Origin of the sequence: Klebsiella sp. B345 (genome assembly GCF_051131735.1) — a bacterium.
Classification (GTDB): domain Bacteria; phylum Pseudomonadota; class Gammaproteobacteria; order Enterobacterales; family Enterobacteriaceae; genus Klebsiella.
Genome location: NZ_CP180443.1, coordinates 1,378,735 through 1,397,004 on the forward strand (window position 1 = coordinate 1,378,735; position 18,270 = coordinate 1,397,004).

General features: G+C 58.0%; 15 protein-coding genes and 1 pseudogene. 5 read left to right on the forward strand and 11 right to left on the reverse strand.

Features of this window, described 5'->3' with window-relative positions:
• Window positions 1–34: 34 nt before the first annotated feature.
• Window positions 35–148, forward strand: a complete 114-nt coding sequence (locus tag ACMYSO_RS06440) for a protein YohO (protein WP_071844955.1) — start codon at window positions 35–37, stop codon at window positions 146–148.
• Here ACMYSO_RS06440 and ACMYSO_RS06445 read toward each other — a convergent pair.
• The 5 genes from ACMYSO_RS06445 to bglX all read right to left on the reverse strand — a co-directional run bounded on the left by ACMYSO_RS06445 (window position 123) and on the right by bglX (window position 6,304).
• Entirely contained in the window at window positions 123–860 is a 738-nt protein-coding gene (locus ACMYSO_RS06445; protein ID WP_434670761.1) for an ABC transporter permease, read from the reverse strand. The two genes, ACMYSO_RS06440 and ACMYSO_RS06445, sit on opposite strands and share 26 nt — an antisense overlap.
• Window positions 844–1,791, reverse strand: a complete 948-nt coding sequence (locus ACMYSO_RS06450) for an ABC transporter ATP-binding protein (protein WP_434669833.1) — start codon at window positions 1,789–1,791, stop codon at window positions 844–846. Before ACMYSO_RS06450 ends, ACMYSO_RS06445 begins: the two co-directional genes overlap by 17 nt.
• Window positions 1,784–2,941 carry an ABC transporter permease gene (locus ACMYSO_RS06455; protein WP_434669834.1) on the reverse strand — a complete coding sequence of 386 codons (1,158 nt, stop codon included), beginning with the start codon at window positions 2,939–2,941 and terminating at the stop codon, window positions 1,784–1,786. The genes ACMYSO_RS06450 and ACMYSO_RS06455 overlap by 8 nt, the downstream gene beginning before the upstream one ends.
• A gap of 7 nt (window positions 2,942–2,948) precedes the next feature.
• A complete protein-coding gene (osmF, locus tag ACMYSO_RS06460; RefSeq protein ID WP_434669835.1) occupies window positions 2,949–3,866 on the reverse strand; it encodes a glycine betaine ABC transporter substrate-binding protein OsmF in 918 nt (305 codons plus the stop codon).
• A gap of 140 nt (window positions 3,867–4,006) precedes the next feature.
• The gene (bglX, locus tag ACMYSO_RS06465) at window positions 4,007–6,304 is read right to left on the reverse strand and encodes a beta-glucosidase BglX (RefSeq protein ID WP_434669836.1); all 2,298 of its coding nucleotides are present in this window, start codon (window positions 6,302–6,304) and stop codon (window positions 4,007–4,009) included.
• Window positions 6,305–6,497: 193 nt separating this feature from the next.
• Here bglX and dld point away from each other — a divergent pair, with 193 nt between their 5' ends.
• Together dld and ACMYSO_RS06475 are read left to right on the forward strand one after the other, a co-directional pair.
• Window positions 6,498–8,237, forward strand: coding sequence for a D-lactate dehydrogenase (gene dld, locus ACMYSO_RS06470; protein WP_434669837.1), 1,740 nt, complete (start codon window positions 6,498–6,500; stop codon window positions 8,235–8,237).
• 91 nt (window positions 8,238–8,328) lie between these two features.
• A complete protein-coding gene (locus ACMYSO_RS06475) occupies window positions 8,329–8,883 on the forward strand; it encodes a GNAT family N-acetyltransferase (RefSeq protein WP_123755132.1) in 555 nt (184 codons plus the stop codon).
• A 39-nt stretch (window positions 8,884–8,922) separates the two neighbouring features.
• Here ACMYSO_RS06475 and pbpG read toward each other — a convergent pair whose 3' ends face one another.
• Window positions 8,923–9,873, reverse strand: a complete 951-nt coding sequence (gene pbpG / locus ACMYSO_RS06480) for a D-alanyl-D-alanine endopeptidase (RefSeq protein ID WP_434583871.1) — start codon at window positions 9,871–9,873, stop codon at window positions 8,923–8,925.
• 226 nt (window positions 9,874–10,099) lie between these two features.
• Window positions 10,100–10,687, reverse strand: a complete 588-nt coding sequence (locus ACMYSO_RS06485) for a Yip1 family protein (protein WP_434583870.1) — start codon at window positions 10,685–10,687, stop codon at window positions 10,100–10,102.
• A gap of 229 nt (window positions 10,688–10,916) precedes the next feature.
• Here ACMYSO_RS06485 and ACMYSO_RS06490 point away from each other — a divergent pair, with 229 nt between their 5' ends.
• Window positions 10,917–11,486, forward strand: coding sequence for a DedA family protein (locus tag ACMYSO_RS06490; protein ID WP_434669839.1), 570 nt, complete (start codon window positions 10,917–10,919; stop codon window positions 11,484–11,486).
• A 53-nt stretch (window positions 11,487–11,539) separates the two neighbouring features.
• Here the strand turns inward: ACMYSO_RS06490 and mdtQ are convergent, their stop codons facing one another.
• Entirely contained in the window at window positions 11,540–12,988 is a 1,449-nt protein-coding gene (mdtQ, locus tag ACMYSO_RS06495; RefSeq protein ID WP_434669840.1) for a multidrug resistance outer membrane protein MdtQ, read from the reverse strand.
• Window positions 12,989–13,111: 123 nt separating this feature from the next.
• Here mdtQ and ACMYSO_RS06500 point away from each other — a divergent pair, with 123 nt between their 5' ends.
• Entirely contained in the window at window positions 13,112–13,846 is a 735-nt protein-coding gene (locus ACMYSO_RS06500) for a class I SAM-dependent methyltransferase (protein ID WP_434669841.1), read from the forward strand.
• A gap of 45 nt (window positions 13,847–13,891) precedes the next feature.
• Here ACMYSO_RS06500 and ACMYSO_RS06505 read toward each other — a convergent pair whose 3' ends face one another.
• The 3 genes and pseudogenes from ACMYSO_RS06505 to bglG all read right to left on the reverse strand — a co-directional run bounded on the left by ACMYSO_RS06505 (window position 13,892) and on the right by bglG (window position 18,264).
• Entirely contained in the window at window positions 13,892–15,286 is a 1,395-nt protein-coding gene (locus ACMYSO_RS06505; protein WP_434669843.1) for a glycoside hydrolase family 1 protein, read from the reverse strand.
• 15 nt (window positions 15,287–15,301) lie between these two features.
• Window positions 15,302–17,273 (reverse strand): annotated as a pseudogene (bglF, locus tag ACMYSO_RS06510) (PTS beta-glucoside transporter subunit IIABC).
• Window positions 17,274–17,430: 157 nt separating this feature from the next.
• Window positions 17,431–18,264, reverse strand: a complete 834-nt coding sequence (gene bglG / locus ACMYSO_RS06515; RefSeq protein ID WP_123755139.1) for a transcriptional antiterminator BglG — start codon at window positions 18,262–18,264, stop codon at window positions 17,431–17,433.
• Between the last annotated feature and the right edge of the window lie 6 nt (window positions 18,265–18,270).

Consider the following 18,270-nt stretch of genomic DNA (forward strand, 5'->3'; position numbering starts at 1 on the left):
CGTATAATCCCTCCGTTAACATCAGGAGTCTATTATGAAGCCAGCGAAAATCGCGGTCATTACCCTATTCTTATTCATGGCCATCGGCGGGATCAGCGGCGTGATGCTCGCCGGTTACTCGTTTATTGTTCGTGGCGGTGTCGGCTGAGCCAGCGGTTCAGCCGTTCAAATCCGCGGTCGACGACGATCGCTGCCAGCGCCACCAGCAGCGCACCTTGCAGGACATAAGCGGTGTTGAACCCGCTAAGGCCGATGATAATCGGCGTTCCGAGCGTATTCGCCCCGACCGTTGAGGCGATAGTCGCCGTGCCGATATTGACGATGGTCGAGGTCCGGATACCGGCCAGCATCACCGGTGCGGCCAGCGGCAGCTCGACCTTGATAAACCGCTGCCAGCCCGTCATCCCCATACCCTGAGCGACCGCCACCACGCCCGGCGGCACGGCGCTTAACCCTGCCAGCGTCCCCTGCAAAACCGGCAGTACGCCGTACAGCGCCAGCGCTATCAGCGCCGGCTGCCAGCCAAACCCCATGACCGGCACCGCAATCGCCAGCACCGCCACCGGCGGAAAAGTTTGCCCCATTGCCGCAATCGTCTCCACCAGCGGGCGAAATTCACGCCCCGCGGGACGCGTCACCGCGACGCCTGCCCCGACACCTACCACCGTCGCCGCCAGGCTCGAGAGCGCCACCAGCCAGCAATGGGCCCACGTCAGCGACAAAAAACTCTGCTGCTGATAGACCGGGCGCGGCAGTTCGGGAAACAGGGCGCTAAAGAGCGGCGCGCTATAGGGCAACAGCAGCAAAATGGCAATAAACAGCGCCAGCAGCCACAGCAGCGGATCACGAAGCAGGCGGATGGCGCACCTCCTTGATGAGCAGATCGGCAAAATGCAGCGTCCCACAGGCTTGTCCCTGCTCATCCACCACCGGCAGCACCTCACAGCGATGGGTTATGAACTGGGAAAGCGCTTCACGTAGCGTCATCGTCACCTGCAGCGTATCCCCGGCCAGCCGCTCATCACGGCGCAGATACTCCCCGACGCCGCGCAACGCCAGCAGACGGACGCCCAGCTCGCTGCGACCAAAAAACGTCTCTACAAAGGCGTTTTTGGGATTCAGCAGCATCTGCAGCGGTTCTCCCTGCTGCACCACTTCACCGCCGTCCATCAGCACCAGATGGTCCGCCAGCCGCAGCGCTTCATCCACATCGTGGGTCACGAGGACGATGGTCCGCCCCAGCAGCCGGTGAATGCGGATCATCTCCTGCTGGAGCGCGTCGCGGGTGACCGGGTCGAGGGCGCCAAAAGGTTCGTCCATCAGCAGGACGTCGGGGTTGGCAGCCAGCGCCCGCGCCACCCCAACCCGCTGCTGCTGGCCGCCGGAGAGCTGGTGTGGGTAGCGAGCACCCAACGCCGAGTCCAGCCCCAACAGCGCCATCAGTTCATCAACCCGCGCCGCGATCTGCTGTCGCGACCACTTTTGCAGCTGCGGGACAGTGGCAATGTTCTGCGCCACCGTCCAGTGGGGAAACAGGCCAATCGACTGAATGGCGTAGCCCATGCGCCGGCGCAGCGCCAGCACCGGCTGCTGGCGAATATCCTGCCCGGCAAAGCGCAGGCTACCGCTGTCATGCTCGACCAGCCGGTTGATCATTTTCAGCGTAGTGGATTTACCGGAACCGGAGGTGCCAACCAGCACCGAGAAGGCCCCCTCACGCAGATGCAGGTTGAGATTTTTTACCGCCGGCTGCCCGGCGAAGGATTTGCTGACCCCGTCAAATTCAATCATCCGCCTCTCCTTTGAGTAACGCGACCCACAACGCAAACAGCGCATCAACCACCACGGCAAGGGCAATGGTCGGGATCACCCCCAGCAGCACCAGATCCAGGGCGCTGCTCAACAATCCCTGGAAAACCAGGGTACCAAACCCGCCAGCGCCAATCAGCGCCGCCACCACCGCCATGCCGACGGTTTGCACGCTGACCACGCGCAGACTGCGCAATAGTACCGGCAGCGCCAGCGGTAGCTGTACCGACCTGAAGCACTGACCGCGGCTCATCCCCATCGCTACCGCGCTCTCCAGCGCGTCGCGCGGCACCTGTTGCAGGCCGGTGACCACTCCACGAACCAGCGGCAACAAGGCATACAGCACCAGCGCAATCAGCGCCGGCGCCATTCCGGTACCGGAAATGCCCCGTTCAGCCAGCTCGGGGAAGTGATGGGCAAGACCGGCCAGTGGTGCGATCAGCAGGCCAAACAACGCCACGGAAGGCACGGTCTGAATAATATTGAGGAAGGTAAACACCGGCGCCTGCCAGAGGGGCCGGCGCCAGATGGCGATGCCCATCGGCAAACCGATCAGCAATCCCGGCAGCAGCGTGCCAAACAGCAGCGTCACGTGCTGGTACAGCGCCGCATCGAAAACATCCTGGCGGTTAGCGTACTCTTTCAGCAGCGATAGCTGATCCAGCGCACCGGTGGTCAGCAGCACACAGGGGATCAGCCAGATCTGGGCATTGAGCAGCCAGCGCCAAGGCGCCCGGGAAGTCAGCCGGCGAATGGCGTCGCTGGCAATTAACAGGCACAGCGCCAGCGCCAGCCACAAGCCGCTGCCCGTCGAGGTTCGCGCCAACGCCGAGCCATCCTGCGCCAGCTGTGTCGCCACCTGCCCCGCGCCCCACAGCTGGAGCGGCAGCAGCGCGTCGACCATCAGCAACGTCAGCAGCAGCGGCCCGCGGCCCGCTCGCCAACAGAGGCACATCAGCAACAACGCCCCGCCGACCTGCAGCGCCATCAGCCAGCGGCAATCCTGCCATAGCCAACGCCCCTCTCCTGATAACAGGCGATTAGGCGCATAGTTGACAAACGGCAAGGCCACCGCCAGCAGCAGGGCGCAGGCCAGCAGCAGTACAACACGGTTATAACAACGAATAGCCACCCGGAGTCTACTTCAACAGCCCTTTTTGCTGCAGATAATCAGCGGCCACTTTTTTGGCGTCCCGCCCTTCTACGGCAATGCTGGCATTCAGCTGTTGCAACGTTTTTTCATCGAGGCTGGCAAACACCGGCTGCAGCCATTCGCCAATCTGCGGATAGGCTTTCAGCACCGCCTCGCGGACCACCGGAGTCGGGGCGTAAATCGGCTGTACGCCCTGCGGATCGCTGAGGGTTTGTAACCCCAGTGCAGCAACCGGACCGTCGGTCCCATAGGCCATGGCCGCATTGACGCCGGAGGTTTGCTGCGCCGCCGCTTTGATGGTCACTGCGGTATCGCCGCCCGCCAGCGACAGCAGCTGGTCCTGATTCAGCGAGAAACCGTAGGCTTTCTCAAAGGCCGGGAGCGCATCGGGACGTTCGATAAACTCCGCGGAGGCCGCCAGCTTGAAGGGACCGCCGCTGTGCAAATAGCGACTGAGATCGGCCAGTGACGTGAGGTGATTTTTCTCTGCCAGATCCTGACGCACGGCGATGGTCCAGGTATTGTTCGCCGGTGCCGGGGTGAGCCAGATAAGCTTATTCTGATCCGCGTCGAGCTTCTTCACCTTCTCATAGCCCTGCTGCGCGTTTTTCCACGCCGGATCGTTCTCCTGCTTAAAGAAAAAGGCGCCGTTGCCGGTATATTCTGGATAAATGTCGAGTTCACCCGCCGTAATCGCCCCGCGCACCACCGGTGTGGTCCCGAGCTGTATTTTATTGACGGTCTTCACGCCGTGCCTCTCCAGCACCTGCAAAATAATATTGCCCAGCAGTGCCCCTTCCGTATCGATTTTTGAGCCCACTTTGACCGGCTCCGCCGCCTGTAGCGGTAGACTTATCAGCGCGGCCAGCGCCAGCGCAGCGCGCCATTTCGTTGCCATATCCATCCCGCCATCCTCATTATTTTGCGCTCCATTTTCAGAAGCTTAAGAGAAAAGCGTAGTCTATTTGACCGCTGAGCGAAAAAGAAAAGGCCGATTAATCGGCCTTTTAGGGGACTGCCGGCAGCATGACCGGGAGGGTCAGATTAGCGTAATTCGAACTCGCTCTGCTTCACGCGGGCGGAGTCAACACCGATAAAGACGTTGAATTTGCCCGGTTCGGCGTCGTATTTCATTTTCTGGTTCCAGAACTTCAACGCGTTAATCTCAATCGGGAAGCTGACGGTTTGCGTCTCACCCGGTTTGAGGTTCACACGCTGGAAGCCACGCAGCATTTTCACTGGTCGGCTCATTGAGGCGGTGACATCCTGCAGATAGAGCTGAATGACCGTCGCCCCTTCGCGCTTACCAGTGTTCGTTACCTGCACGCTAGCGGTAACGCTGCCGTCACGTGTCATGGTCGGCGCCGACATTTTCACGTCGGATACGCTAAAGGTGGTGTAGCTCAGGCCGTAACCGAACGGATACAGCGGGCCGTTGGCCTCGTCAAAGTAGCGCGAGGTGTATTTGTTCGGCTTGTCGGCATTGTACGGACGGCCGGTATTGAGGTGGCTATAGTACACCGGAATCTGTCCTACCGAGCGTGGGAACGACATCGGCAGTTTGCCCGACGGGTTGGCATCGCCGAACAGCACATCAGCAATGGCGTTGCCGCCTTCGGTCCCGGCAAACCAGGTTTCCAGCATCGCGTCAGCCTGCTGGTCTTCTTTGACCAACGCCAGCGGACGACCGTTCATCAGCACCAGCACCAGCGGCTTGCCGGTGGCCTTCAGTGCGCTGATTAAATCACGCTGGCTCTGCGGCAGATTAATATCGGTACGGCTGGAGGCTTCGTGAGCCATGCCCTGCGCCTCGCCGACCACCGCCACCACCACGTCGGCCTGTTTCGCCGCGGCCACCGCTTCGTCAATCATCGCCTGCGGCGAGCGCGGATCAACCTGCACCGCTTTCTCGTACAGATTAAGGAAATCGACAATGCCGCTATCGTTGGTGGTGTTGGCGCCGCGGGCATAAACCACCTTGCCTTTGTCACCCAGCGCATCTTTGATGCCGGTCAGCACGGTGACCGACTGATCCGCCACGCCCGCGGCAGACCAGCTGCCCATCATGTCACGCTTGCTGTCTGCCAGCGGTCCCACCACGGCAATGGTGCCCGATTTTTTCAGCGGCAGCGTCTCGAGGCGGTTCTTCAGCAGCACCAGGCTTTGGCGGGCGACTTCACGGGCCTCTTTACGATGCAGGCGGCTTTCGGCGTTGGTATCCTGCGGGTCAGAATCTTTCGGCCCGAGGTGGCTGTACGGGTCATTAAACAACCCCATATCATATTTGACGTTCAGCACGTGGCGTGTCGCATCATCCAGCTCCGCCATCGTCACCTTGCCGGATTTCACCAGCCCTGGCAGGTATTTGCTGTAGTACTCGTCGCTCATGCTCATGTTGATGCCCGACTTCAGGGCTACCCGCACGGCATCTTCCGGATCGGAAGCAACACCGTGTTTAATCAACTCCTTGATGGCACCATGGTCGGAGACGGTAATGCCTTTGAAGCCCCAGTCATCGCGCAGGACCTCTTTCAACAGCCAGGCATCGGAAGTGGCCGGGGTTCCATTCAGAGAGTTAAGCGCCACCATGACCGCACCGCTCCCGGCATCCAGCCCGGCTTTGTAAGGCGGCATATAGTCGTTGAACAGGCGCTGCGGGCTCATATCGACGGTGTTGTACTCTTTCCCGCCCTCTACCGCGCCATAGGCGGCGAAGTGCTTCACGCTGGTCATCACCGAGTAGCGGTCCGCCGGGCTTTTGCCCTGCATCGATTCGACCATCGCCTGGCCCATCACGGTGGTCAGATAGGTATCTTCCCCGAAACCTTCCGAGGCACGGCCCCAGCGCGGATCGCGCGAGACGTCTACCATCGGCGCCCAGGTCATGTTCAGGCCATCGTCGGCGGCTTCATAGGCTGAAATACGGCCTACGGTATTGACCGCATCAAGGTTAAACGAAGAGGCCAGGCCGAGGCTTATCGGGAAGACGGTGCGCTGGCCGTGAATCACGTCATAGGCGAAAAACAGCGGGATCTTCAGACGGCTGAGCTGCATGACCTGATCCTGCATGATGCGGATATCCGAGCGGGTGACGGTGTTGAAAATGGCCCCGACCTGGCCGTCTTTGATCATCTCGCGGATCGCCTCTTTCGGGTTATCCGGCCCAACGCTGATCAGCCTGAGCTGGCCGATTTTTTCATCGACGGTCATTTTCTTGAGCAGTTCGCTCACGAAGGCATCCCGCGCCTGCGGGGTTAAGGGGTGATTGCCGAACAGTTCATCCGCCAGAGCGGGTTGCAGCGCCAGACTAACGGCGACGCCAATCGTACAGAGCCATTTCATTGTTATCTCGCTTTTTCTCAGGCCGGGATCACGGCAAAACATAATAAAAACCGCAGTTTGCCATATATATAAACAAGACGCCTGCAGAATGCTAAGGTTCTTCTCGGAAATTCGACACATTCCTGCACAAAATTGTCATACAAAGCGCTATGCTTAATCCCGATATTTTCGGTACCACCACAAGGAGTGGATCATGTCATCTGCAACACCTTCGAATAATCATGATTTTCTGGCGGAACTGGCAAGACTGGTCGGCACTTCCCACCTGTTAACCGATCCGGCCAAAACCCAGCGCTACCGTAAAGGTTTCCGCTCAGGCCAGGGCGATGCGCTGGCGGTGGTCTTTCCGGGCACCTTGCTGGAGCTGTGGCGAGTGCTGAGCGCCTGCGTTGACGCCGATAAAATTATTCTCATGCAGGCGGCAAACACCGGGCTGACCGAAGGCTCAACCCCCAGCGGCAACGATTACGATCGCCAGATAGTCATTATCAGCACCCTGCGCCTCGATAAACTGCATCTACTGGACAAAGGCGAACAGGTGCTGGCCTTCCCGGGCACCACGCTCTATTCGCTGGAAAAAGCGCTGAAACCGCTGGGCCGCGAGCCGCACTCGGTGATCGGCTCCTCCTGCATCGGCGCGTCGGTGATCGGCGGGATCTGCAACAACTCCGGCGGCTCGCTGGTGCAGCGCGGCCCGGCTTACACCGAGATGTCTCTGTTTGCCCAGATTGACGAAAACGGCAAGCTGCGGCTGGTTAACCACCTGGGAATCGATCTGGGCACCACGCCGGAACAGATCCTCAGCCGCCTCGACGACGACCGCGTGAGCGACGGCGACGTACTGCACGATGGCCGCCACGCCCATGACCACGATTACGTTACCCGGGTGCGCGATATCAATGCCGACACGCCGGCACGCTACAATGCCGACCCGGAGCGCCTGTTTGAATCGTCCGGCTGCGCCGGCAAGCTGGCGGTGTTCGCCGCGCGTCTCGACACCTTCCCGGCGGAAAAACGCCAGCAGGTCTTTTACATCGGCAGCAACGACCCTGCGGTACTGACCGAGATCCGCCGCCATATCCTGGCGGAATTTGAACATTTGCCGGTAGCAGGCGAGTACATGCACCGCGATATCTACGATATTGCCGAGCGCTATGGTAAAGACACCTTCCTGATGATCGACAAGCTCGGCACCGACAAGATGCCGTTCTTCTTCACCATGAAAGGTCGTGCCGATGCCATGCTGGATAAAGTGTCGCTGTTTAAGCCGCACTTTAGCGATCGCTTTATGCAGAAGCTGGGGCACGTGTTCCCGGCGCACCTGCCGGAACGCATGAAAACCTGGCGTGATAAATACGAACACCACCTGCTGTTGAAAATGGCCGGGGATGGCATCGAAGAGGCGCAGAGCTGGCTTAAAGAGTACTTCCAGCAGGCCGAAGGGGATTTCTTCGTCTGTACTCCGGAAGAGGGCAGCAAGGCGTTTCTTCATCGTTTCGCCGCTGCGGGGGCCGCGATTCGTTATCAGGCGGTACATGCCGATGAAGTCGAAGATATTCTGGCGCTGGATATCGCCCTGCGCCGCAACGACACTGAATGGTTTGAGCATCTGCCGCCGGAAATCGACAGCCAACTGGTCTACAAGCTCTATTACGGCCACTTTATGTGCCACGTGTTCCATCAGGATTACATCGTGAAAAAAGGCGTCGATGCCCATGCGCTGAAAGAACAGATGCTTGAGCTGTTGAAGCAGCGCGGGGCGCAGTATCCGGCCGAGCATAACGTCGGACACCTGTATGAAGCCGCCGATAGCTTAAAACAGTTCTACCGCCAGAATGACCCGACCAACAGCATGAACCCGGGTCTGGGTAAAACCAGTAAGCAGAAGTACTGGGGAGAACGCCCGCAGAGCGAAAATAACGTCGCCGAATAGCCATCATCGCAGATGACGCGTAACGGGATTCTGTATTACGCTGCACGCCGGAGAAACGCTTCTCCGGCAAACCTGGTTAAGGAGTCCCCTCATGTCCGAAGCGGATATGTTACACGGCGCTGAGTTAGAGATCCGCGAAGCCCTGCCCGATGACGCTCACGCTATTGCAGCGCTGTACGTCTGGCACGTACTGAATGGACGTGCATCCTTTGAAGATATCCCCCCCACCGTCGATGAAATGCGTAAGCGCATTAAGACGGTGCGTGATAACGGGCTGCCGTGGCTGGTTGCCCTGTGGCGCGGCACCATTGTCGGCTACTGCTATGCGACCTTTTACCGCCCTCGTCCCGCCTACCGCTACACTCTTGAAGAGTCGATTTATGTCGAATCAGGAATGGGTGGACGCGGTATCGGCAGCGCCCTGCTGGCACAGCTGATTGAGAAATGCGAACAGGGTCCGTGGCGGCAGATGCTGGCAATCATCGGCGACGGACACAACAATGCTGGTTCGCTGGCGATTCACAAAAAATTTGGCTTCACGGTTGCCGGCCAGCTGCGCAGCGTGGGCTATAAGATGGGAGACTGGCGCGATACCTTAATCATGCAGCGCCAGCTGGGTGAAGGCGATTTAACCATACCGGAATAAAAAAAACCCGGCCGCTGATGCGGGCCGGGGGTAGAGGCATTAATCGTTTTGCGCCGTCTGCGCGCCACCTTTCAGCATCGCGTCCGCCATCTGGGCTTCACGCTGCTTTTTGTAGCTCAGCGCGGAGGCCGGCACCGGCATCACCTTCCCGGTTTCAACCCACGTCCGCAGGCGGCTGGCATCAGCGAAATGGGTATATTTGCCGAAGGCATCCATCACCACCAGCGCCACCGGGCGTTGATTAATGACCGTGCGCATCACCAGGCAGTGGCCCGCGGCGTTGGTAAAGCCGGTTTTGGTCAGCTGGATATTCCAGTTGTCGCGATAGACCAGATGGTTGGTGTTGCGAAACGGCAGCGTATAGGCCGGATGGGCAAAGGTCGCGGTATCTTCTTTGGTCGTACTCAGTTGACCAATCAACGGATACTGTTCGGTTGCCATCAGCAGTTTCGTCAGGTCACGGGCGGTCGAGACGTTATGAATCGACAACCCCGTGGGTTCAACGTAACGGGTATGGGTCATGCCCAGCGCCTGAGCCTTAGCGTTCATGGCGCGGATAAAGGCGTCGTAGCCCCCCGGATAGTGGTGGGCAAGGCTCGCAGCTGCGCGGTTTTCTGAAGACATCAGCGCCAGCAGCAGCATATTGCGGCGGCTGATTTGGCTATTCAGGCGCACGCGTGAATAGATCCCTTTCATCTCTGGCGTTTGGCTGATATCCACGGTCAGCATTTCGTCTAACGGCAGATGCGCATCCAGCACCACCATCGCCGTCATCACCTTGGTAATGGACGCAATCGGCCGCACCAAATCAGGCTGGCTCTGGTAAACAATTTTTTTGCTGGCAAGATCAACGATCATCGCGCTACCGGAGGCGATGTCCGGCTGCAAGGCCGTTGCGGCAACGGGGGTTTTTGCAATCGCCTGGGGCGCAAAAGGCACAGCCAGGAGCAACGTCAGGCTGAGCAAAGAAACTCGAAATTTCGGCATCATGATCATTCGTGAAAGTATTTTTGCACGTTATGGACGTACGCTGCGGCGCCGGGATGTGGGCGACGCTGGCAGGACCTATCATACCGTGCTCTGGCGGGATCTGACTAATAAGAATCGTGAGCAAATGCTGCATTGCCGACATAAAAATCCATTTATGTCGGCAATGCATACCCAAAATAATTCGAGTTGCTTGTAGGCGGCAAACCGATTCGGTGGTTACCAAGGATTAGAAGAGTCGGTAACCGTACCCCCAAAGGATCACGGTGATCGCCAGCAGCACCTCGAGCACCAGCACCCCGATCGCCAGGGTCGAACTGGCAAAGCTCAGCCCCTCTTCTTTGTTGATGTTCAGGAAGGTCGGAATACCGAGATACAGCAGGTAACCGGTGTAGAACAGCGCAACCGTGCCCACCAGCGCACACAGCCAGACCAACGGATAGAGCGCTACCAGCCCGCTCATGAACAGCGGCGTCGCCACGTAACCGGCGAACACCATACAGCGTTTAAGCGACGGGCGTTGCGGATAGCTTCTTGCCATCCACCAGATAATACGCCCCATCACCGCCACCCCAGCCAACATCACGGCGTAGAACACCACCGCCAGCGCCAGTCCCGTCCACATCGACAGTTTTACCACGTTGCCGTCGCCAAAGTTCCAGCCAAGTTGCGTAGTGCCAATAAACGCGCAAATCACCGGAACCGCAGCCATCACCAGCACATGGTGCGTATAGTGGTGCGAAATGGTCTCATTTTCGCTTTTGATGACGCTCATTTCCTGATTCGGATGAGCGAACAATCCCCAGACATGGTTCATAGCATCCCCCTTGTCACGGCTTCGTACAGCACTAATCCAAGTATAATTCACTCTGAGAGATTAGTTTGTGTACAGCTATAAAAATGCACACGGCGCCTATTCCAATCACAGGGTGTATGATTAACAGATTGATGAACATGATCTTCCCGGCTTTACGCTGCCTGAGCGACCGGAATCAGTTGGGCGCCATCCAGCCTGAAGCCAAAGCAACCATGGAGTTTTTCTGCGTATGGATATCAATAACCAGATCTCCCAGTATGGCTACGCTGCGCTGATTGTCGGCAGTCTGGCAGAAGGTGAAACCATCACCCTGCTGGGCGGCGTAGTGGCGCATCAGGGGTTGTTAAAATTTCCACTGGTGGTTATTTCGGTCGCGCTGGGCGGGATGATTGGCGATCAGTTGCTGTACCTGCTGGGCAGACGATTTGGCGGTCGCCTGCTGCGGCGTTTTTCACGCCACCAGGCGCGGATCCACAAAGCGCAGCGCATGATCCAGCGCCGTCCTTACCTGTTCGTGATTGGCACCCGTTTTATGTACGGTTTCCGGGTGATTGGCCCGTTATTGATCGGCGCCAGTCGCCTGCCGCCCAAAGTGTTTTTGCCACTCAATATTCTCGGCGCACTGGTCTGGGCCCTGCTGTTCACCACCCTGGGTTATCTGGGGGGCGAAGCGATAGGACCCTGGCTGCATCATCTTGATGGCCATCTGAAGCACGGGATCTGGCTGATTTTGGTGGTGGTCCTGGTGGCGGGCGCTCACTGGTGGTTCCGCCGCCGGGAAGCAAAAAAGAAGCCGTAGCGGGTAACCGTAAGCAGCGACCGGGGTTTCCCCCGGCCGCGTTAGCTGTGGTGTTAGCTGGATTTTTGTGGCGTCTGGTGATATCCGCCGCCCAGCGCGGAGGTCAGCTGAATGCTGGCATCCAGCCACTGGCCGTGCAGGCGCAGCGCCGTAATTCGTTCCTGCAGCGCGGGGAGTCGGGCTAAACTGACTCGCGACCCCGACAGGATCCCGGCTTCCATGCGCGCCTGCGCCAGGTTCACCGTACGCTGAGCGTCTTTTTCAACCTGCTGCTGCTGCTGGTTCTTCTCCATCAGGGTTTCAACCTGGCTGGCGGTCTTCGCCACCTGATTGACCGCATCCACCACCGCTTTGTTGTACTTCGCCACCGACAAATTATTCTGCGCGCTGGCAATATCGAGGTTGGCGTTGAGCCTGCCGCTATCAAAGATAGGCAGCGTCAGCCCGGCAGAAAGCCCCATCTGCTGCGCAGAGTGACGGAACAGATCGCTTAAATGCAGTGCATCCTGTTGCAGGAAAGCCATCAGGTTGATGTCCGGATAGAACGCCGCTTTGGCGGCATCTACTTCGCTCAGAGAGGCTTCGATATACCAGTGCGCTTCCTGCAGATCCGGGCGCCGCGCCAGCAGTTCATAGCCCAGCTCCGTCGGCATTTGCGCGCTGACTTCCGGGAGGTTAACCGCTTTCAGATTCAGCGACTGGCTTTGGCTGTTGGTCAACGCCATTAGTCGCGCTTCGATCTCTTTCATACTGCCCGCAACATCGGTCAGCTGCTGATCGGTTTTGCTGACATTAATATCGTTTTCAGCCCCTTCGGCGGAGTTGGTGATCCCGCGCTGGAACAGCGCCTGGTCAACGCTAACGATATTGTTTTGTTCGCTTTTGACCTGTTGCAGCACGCTCTTCACCGCTGCTTCGGTCTGCCACTGCCAGTAAAGTCGCGCCACGCTGCTGGCCAGCAGCTCACGGGTTTGCGCCTCTTCGGCGATTTGCGCTTTGACCTCACCAATGCGCGCTTTCACCAACGCACGGTTTTTACCCCACAGATCGAGATCCCAGCCTGCGGTCAGGCCAAAGGTGCCGTTGGTGTACCAGGGACCGGTATAACCATCTGAATCGGAGGCAAACGGGCCCATCAATCCTTCGGCCGACATTTTCTGCCGCTCAACGTTGGCGGAAAAATCCATTTCTGGCCCAAGATTGGCTTGCGACATGCGCGCCTGGGCTTCCGCCAGCTTGATGCGCTGCTCGGCAATCTGCATATCCGGGGCGTTCACCAGCGCACGCTGGATAAGACTATTCAACTGCGGGTCGTGGTAATCCTGCCACCAGTTACTTTGCGGCCAGCCATTTTTAACGGCAGCGGGGAGATCCATGGACACATGAGAGGCAGGTGTCTGCTGCTGCGGCGGATTGCCAATATCATGGGACGGCGCGCAGCCAGCCAGAGCGATGACCAGGGGAATCCCGGCCAACACGCTTTTTCTCAACGTTAGATTCATTAGACAGGTCAGATTACGAAAAAAGGTTGGTTATAATAAGTTAATTGAAATTGGCTCGTTTAGTAAAGCGTGTGACTAAAAACCTGAGTAATTAAAAATACACAAATAATTCATGGAGTGATTATGAGTCAGAATATTTATGATGATCCTGATTTTTTTGCAGGATATGCCACTCTCGACCGCTCAATAAAAGGGCTCGACGGCGCGCCGGAATGGCCTGCCATTCAGCAAATGTTGCCCCCTTTAGCGGGCCTGCGGGTGGTGGATCTTGGCTGTGGCTACGGCTGGTTTTGCCGCTGGGCGCGTGAACAAAGCGCCACACAGGTTACCGGAATTGATATCTCCAGCCGGATGCTCGACCGCGCTCGCGACATGAGCGCAGGGGGCGACATTGATTATCGTTGTGAAGATCTGCAAACCCTCACCCTGCCCACCGGTAGCTGCGAACTGGTCTACAGTTCGCTGGCGCTACACTATCTTCCTGACGTCGCACCACTGTTCGCCACGATTTATCAGGCCCTGACGCCAGGCGGTACGCTGCTGTTTTCCGCCGAACACCCGATCTACACCGCCCCGCTACGTCAGGGCTGGCAGGTGGACGACCTCGGTCAAAAAAACTGGCCGGTCAGCCACTATCAGCAGGAGGGAGAGCGCATCAGCAACTGGTTTGCCGACGGCGTGAAGAAACAACATCGTAAGCTGGCCAGCTGGATAAACCTGCTGGTCGCCGCCGGTTTTGTCATTGAACATCTTGATGAATGGGGACCGACCGCGGAGCAAATCGCCGCCCAGCCGGAACTGGATGAGGAGCAGGAGCGACCGATGATCTTCCTGCTGCGTGCCAGTAAACCAACATAAACGTCCGGCGGCCCGGCAGTCCCGGGCCGCAACGGATCGCGAAGATTAGTCTTTTAAGCTGGCGCCGTTACTGCCAATCACCTCTTTATACCAGTAGAAGCTGTCCTTTTTGCTGCGCGCCAGGGTGCCGTTCCCCTGGTCATCGCGATCGACGTAGATAAAGCCGTAACGCTTGGACATCTCTGCTTTCGAAGCGCTGACCAGGTCGATAGGTCCCCAACTGGTAAAGCCCAGCAGCTCCACGCCGTCGTCAATCGCTTCCCGCGCCTGCACCAAATGGTCATTCAGGTAGCTGATACGGTAGTCATCATGAATTGAACCGTCCGCCTCAACCTTGTCTTTCGCGCCAAGACCATTCTCAACAATAAATAGCGGCTTTTGATAGCGATCCCACAGTACGTTCAGCAGCGTCCGCAGGCCCAGCGGGTCAATCTGCCAGCCCCATTCTGAGCTGGCCAGATGCGGGTTCGGTACCATGCTGAGAATATTGCCGCGCGCTTTCTGGTTCAGTTCTTCGTCGGCGGTGACGCAGCCGGTCATGTAGTAGCTAAAGGAGATGAAATCCACGGTGGATTTCAGGGCCTCACGGTCGGCATCGGTGATGATAATCGTCATTCCCTGGTCGCGGAAATAGCGCAGCATATAGCCCGGATAGCTTCCGCGGCACTGCACATCACCGAAGAACTGCCAGCTGCGGTTCTGTTGCATGGTTTCAAACACATCTTCCGGCTTACAGCTTAACGGGTACATTAAGCCGCCCAGCAGCATATTGCCGATTTTGCCCTCGGGGACTATCTCATGGCAGGCTTTGACCGCCAGGGCGCTCGCCACCAGCTGATGGTGAATAGCCTGATAGACAGCTTCCTTGCTGCTGCCCTCCGGCAGGCCGACGCCGGTCATCGGCGCATGGAGCGACATATTGATTTCGTTAAAGGTCAGCCACAGTTTGACCTGATCTTTATAACGAGCAAATACCGTGCGGGCGTAACGTTCAAAGAAGCCAATCACCTCGCGGCTACCCCAGCCGCCGTAGTTTTTCACCAGCGCCCACGGCATTTCATAGTGCGATAAGGTCACCAGCGGAGTGATATTGTGCTGCGCCATTTCGGCAAACAGCCGGTCGTAAAACGCCAGCCCGGCTTCATTAGGCTCGGCATTGTCGCCGTCGGGGAAAATGCGCGTCCAGGCAATGGATACCCGCAGGCAGTTGAACCCCATTTCGGCGAACAGGCTGATATCTTCCGGATAGCGGTGGTAGAAATCGATCGCAATATCCTTGATCCCGCTGTCGCCCGGCACGCGCTCAACAACGTCGCCAAAGACACCGTGTGGCTGGACGTCCGAGGTGGATAATCCTTTGCCGTCTTCCAGATAGGCGCCTTCGACCTGATTGGCGGCTGTCGCGCCGCCCCATAAGAAGGTCTGTGGAAATGTCTTCATCTTTCTCTCCTGTGATTAAGGGATGACGGACAACAGCGGCTGACCGGCATCGACCACGCTGGTGGAGACGATCTCAACGTTACGATAATCGTCGCTGTTGCTGATAATAATGGGGGTCGCCAGGTCATAACCGGCGTCCAGAATAGCCTGGCGGTCGAATTCGAGCAGCAGATCGCCAGCCTTCACCCGATCGCCTTCTTTGACGTGGGCGGTAAACGGCACGCCATCGAGCTTCACGGTATCGATACCGACGTGGATCAACAACTCAATGCCGCTATCGCTGAGCAGGCCAATCGCATGTTTGGTCTGGAAAAGCGATGCCACCTCCCCGGAGAACGGAGCTACCACTTTGCCGACGGCGGGAATAATCGCCACGCCTTTCCCCAGCAGGCCGCTGGCGAAGGTGCTATCGGGAACCTGATCCAGCGCCAAAGCGGTGCCGGACATCGGCGCGAGGATCGCGTTTTCCGCCACAGGACCAATCGGCACGCCCGCAGGCTCGGTGCGGCTCCCCGGCAGGCCCGCGACAAAGGTCAGCACGCAGGAGATAACCAGCGCGGCGACAATACCGGCCACGCCGCCCCAGACGGTTGCGTCGATGCCCTGCGGCGGGATCATCTGCGCGAGGGTGAAAATATTGGCGAAACCGAAGGAGTAGACGTGGCTGTCGCTCAGGCCGACAATCGCCCCGCCGATGGCACCGGCCACGCAGCCAAAGATAAACGGACGCCGCAGTGGCAGGTTAAGGCCATAAATCGCTGGTTCGGTAATCCCAAAGATCCCGGCGGATACCGCGGATCCCGCCAGCACTTTTTGCCGGGCGTCACGGGTGCGCAGGAAGATCCCCAGCGCCGCGCCAACCTGCCCCATCACCGCCGGCAGCAGCATCGGCAGCATTGAGTCCTGGCCCAGTACCGTCAGGTTGTTAATCATCAGCGGTATCAGCCCCCAGTGCAGGCCGAAAATCACGCAGACCTGCCACAACGCGCCCATTGCGGCGCCCGCCAGCCACGGTGCCACGGTGTAGATAATCTGGTAGCCGTGGGCCAGCAGCTGGCTTAACCAGGTGGCCACCGGGCCGATAACCAGGAAGGTCAGCGGCACCACCACCACCAGGCAAATCAGCGGCGTAAAGAAGTTTTTCATCGCTGACGGCAGCAGCGCGTTGCCTTTACGTTCCAGCCAGCAGCTCACCCACGAGGCGAGGATAATCGGGATCACCGAGGAACTGTAGTTGATAAAGGTCACCGGGATGCCGAGAAAATAGCTCGCTTCCGCACCGGGCAGCTGAGCGCCTTCAAAGGCCTGGATCATCAGCGGATGGGTCAGCGCGCCGCCGATCACCATGGTAATAAACGGATTGCCGCCGAATTTTTTACCGGCGGTGTAGCCGAGAAACAGCGGGAAGAAAAAGAACAGCGCGTCGCTGGCGGCAAACCAGATTTTGTAAGTTGCCTGTTGCGGCACCAGCCAGCCGCAGACCACCGCCAGCGCCAGCAGCCCTTTGAGGATCCCCGATGCCGCCAGCACGCCGATAAACGGTGTGAAGATGGCGGAAACCACGTCAATCACCTGGCCCAGTACCGAGGTTTTCTCTCCAGTATCTGCCACCGGCTCGCTGTCGTCGGTGAGGCCCGCTTCGTTGCGTACCGCCTGCCAGACATCGTGGACATGGTTGCCAATCACCACCTGGAACTGGCCGCCGCTTTCCACCACCATTATCACGCCAGGGTTAGTTTTTAGCCCTTCCGCGTCGGCCTTTTTGTTCTCTTTGAGTTTAAAGCGCAGTCGTGTGGCGCAGTGAACCAGACTCACAATATTCTCTTTGCCGCCAACCCGGCTCAGAATATCCTGCGCGAGTGCTTTATATTCCATGCTGTTTTCCTTTCTTCCGCTGCCTGCCGGCAACAGTGACTGAGTATAAAAATAAAAAAAACCCGAGAACCACGCCGGGAAAGGCGTCGCGCTCAGGTTTTGCCTGCGTTATGCAGTAACAATCCAGTTTTATCCCCTTCATCCTTCAAGTTGCCAGGGTGTTGGCAGCACTCGTGCATCCCGGTCACTTACCTGGGTAAGTCCCTGGGAATTTACGGCTTTGCCACCTACAAGCCACTCGAATTACTTGGGGTATCGGTAGAAGGGGATCAACGCCCTTCTTTTCTTACTCGCTCAATATGGATGGCGAGAAACATAATTTCTTCCGTCGTCAGCGACCGCTGGTAGCTTTTCTGCAGATGACGGGCCACGGTTTCCGCACATTTCCACGCTTTGGCATAATTTTCTTTTACCGCGCTGTGCAGCGTGACGTCATCATCTTCCACCACCGTGCGCGTCAGCATACGCTGGGCGAAAAACTTCAAGTGGGTGACAAAGCGCTGGTAGCTCAGCGACTCCTGGTCATAATTCAGCTGGAGCTGATATTTCACCAGCTGCAGGATCTCCTGCATCACCCGCGTCACATGCATCACCTCCGGCATTTCGCTGTTGAGCTGCGCGGTGACCAGGTGCAGCGCAATAAAGCCCGCTTCATCTTCCGCCAGCTCCACCCCGAGCCGCCGGGCGATAATGGCGCGAGCTTCCTGCCCAAGCTCAAACTCTTTCGGGTAGAGCCGCTTAATCTCCCACAGCAGCACGTTGCGCAGGGCCACCCCTTTTTTTTGCCGCTCGATAGCAAAATGGCAGTGGTCGGTCAGCGTGATGTACAAGCTTTCCTGCAGTTTGCCCAGCCGCCCGCGCGCCAGTTCAATAATCCGGTCGCAGGTGGTCATGACTTCTAACGGTATCTGACTGAGTAATTCGCCTAAGCGTCCTACCAGTTCATCACTGTGCAGCGCGAAGACTTTTTCAATTTTACTTTCATCCAGAGTGTCACCGACGCGCTTTTGAAAGGCCAACCCGCGCCCCATCACGACCTGCTCGCGTCGCTGCTCGTCCAGAATAACCACCACATTATTATTAAGAACTTTGGCGATTTGCATATGAAC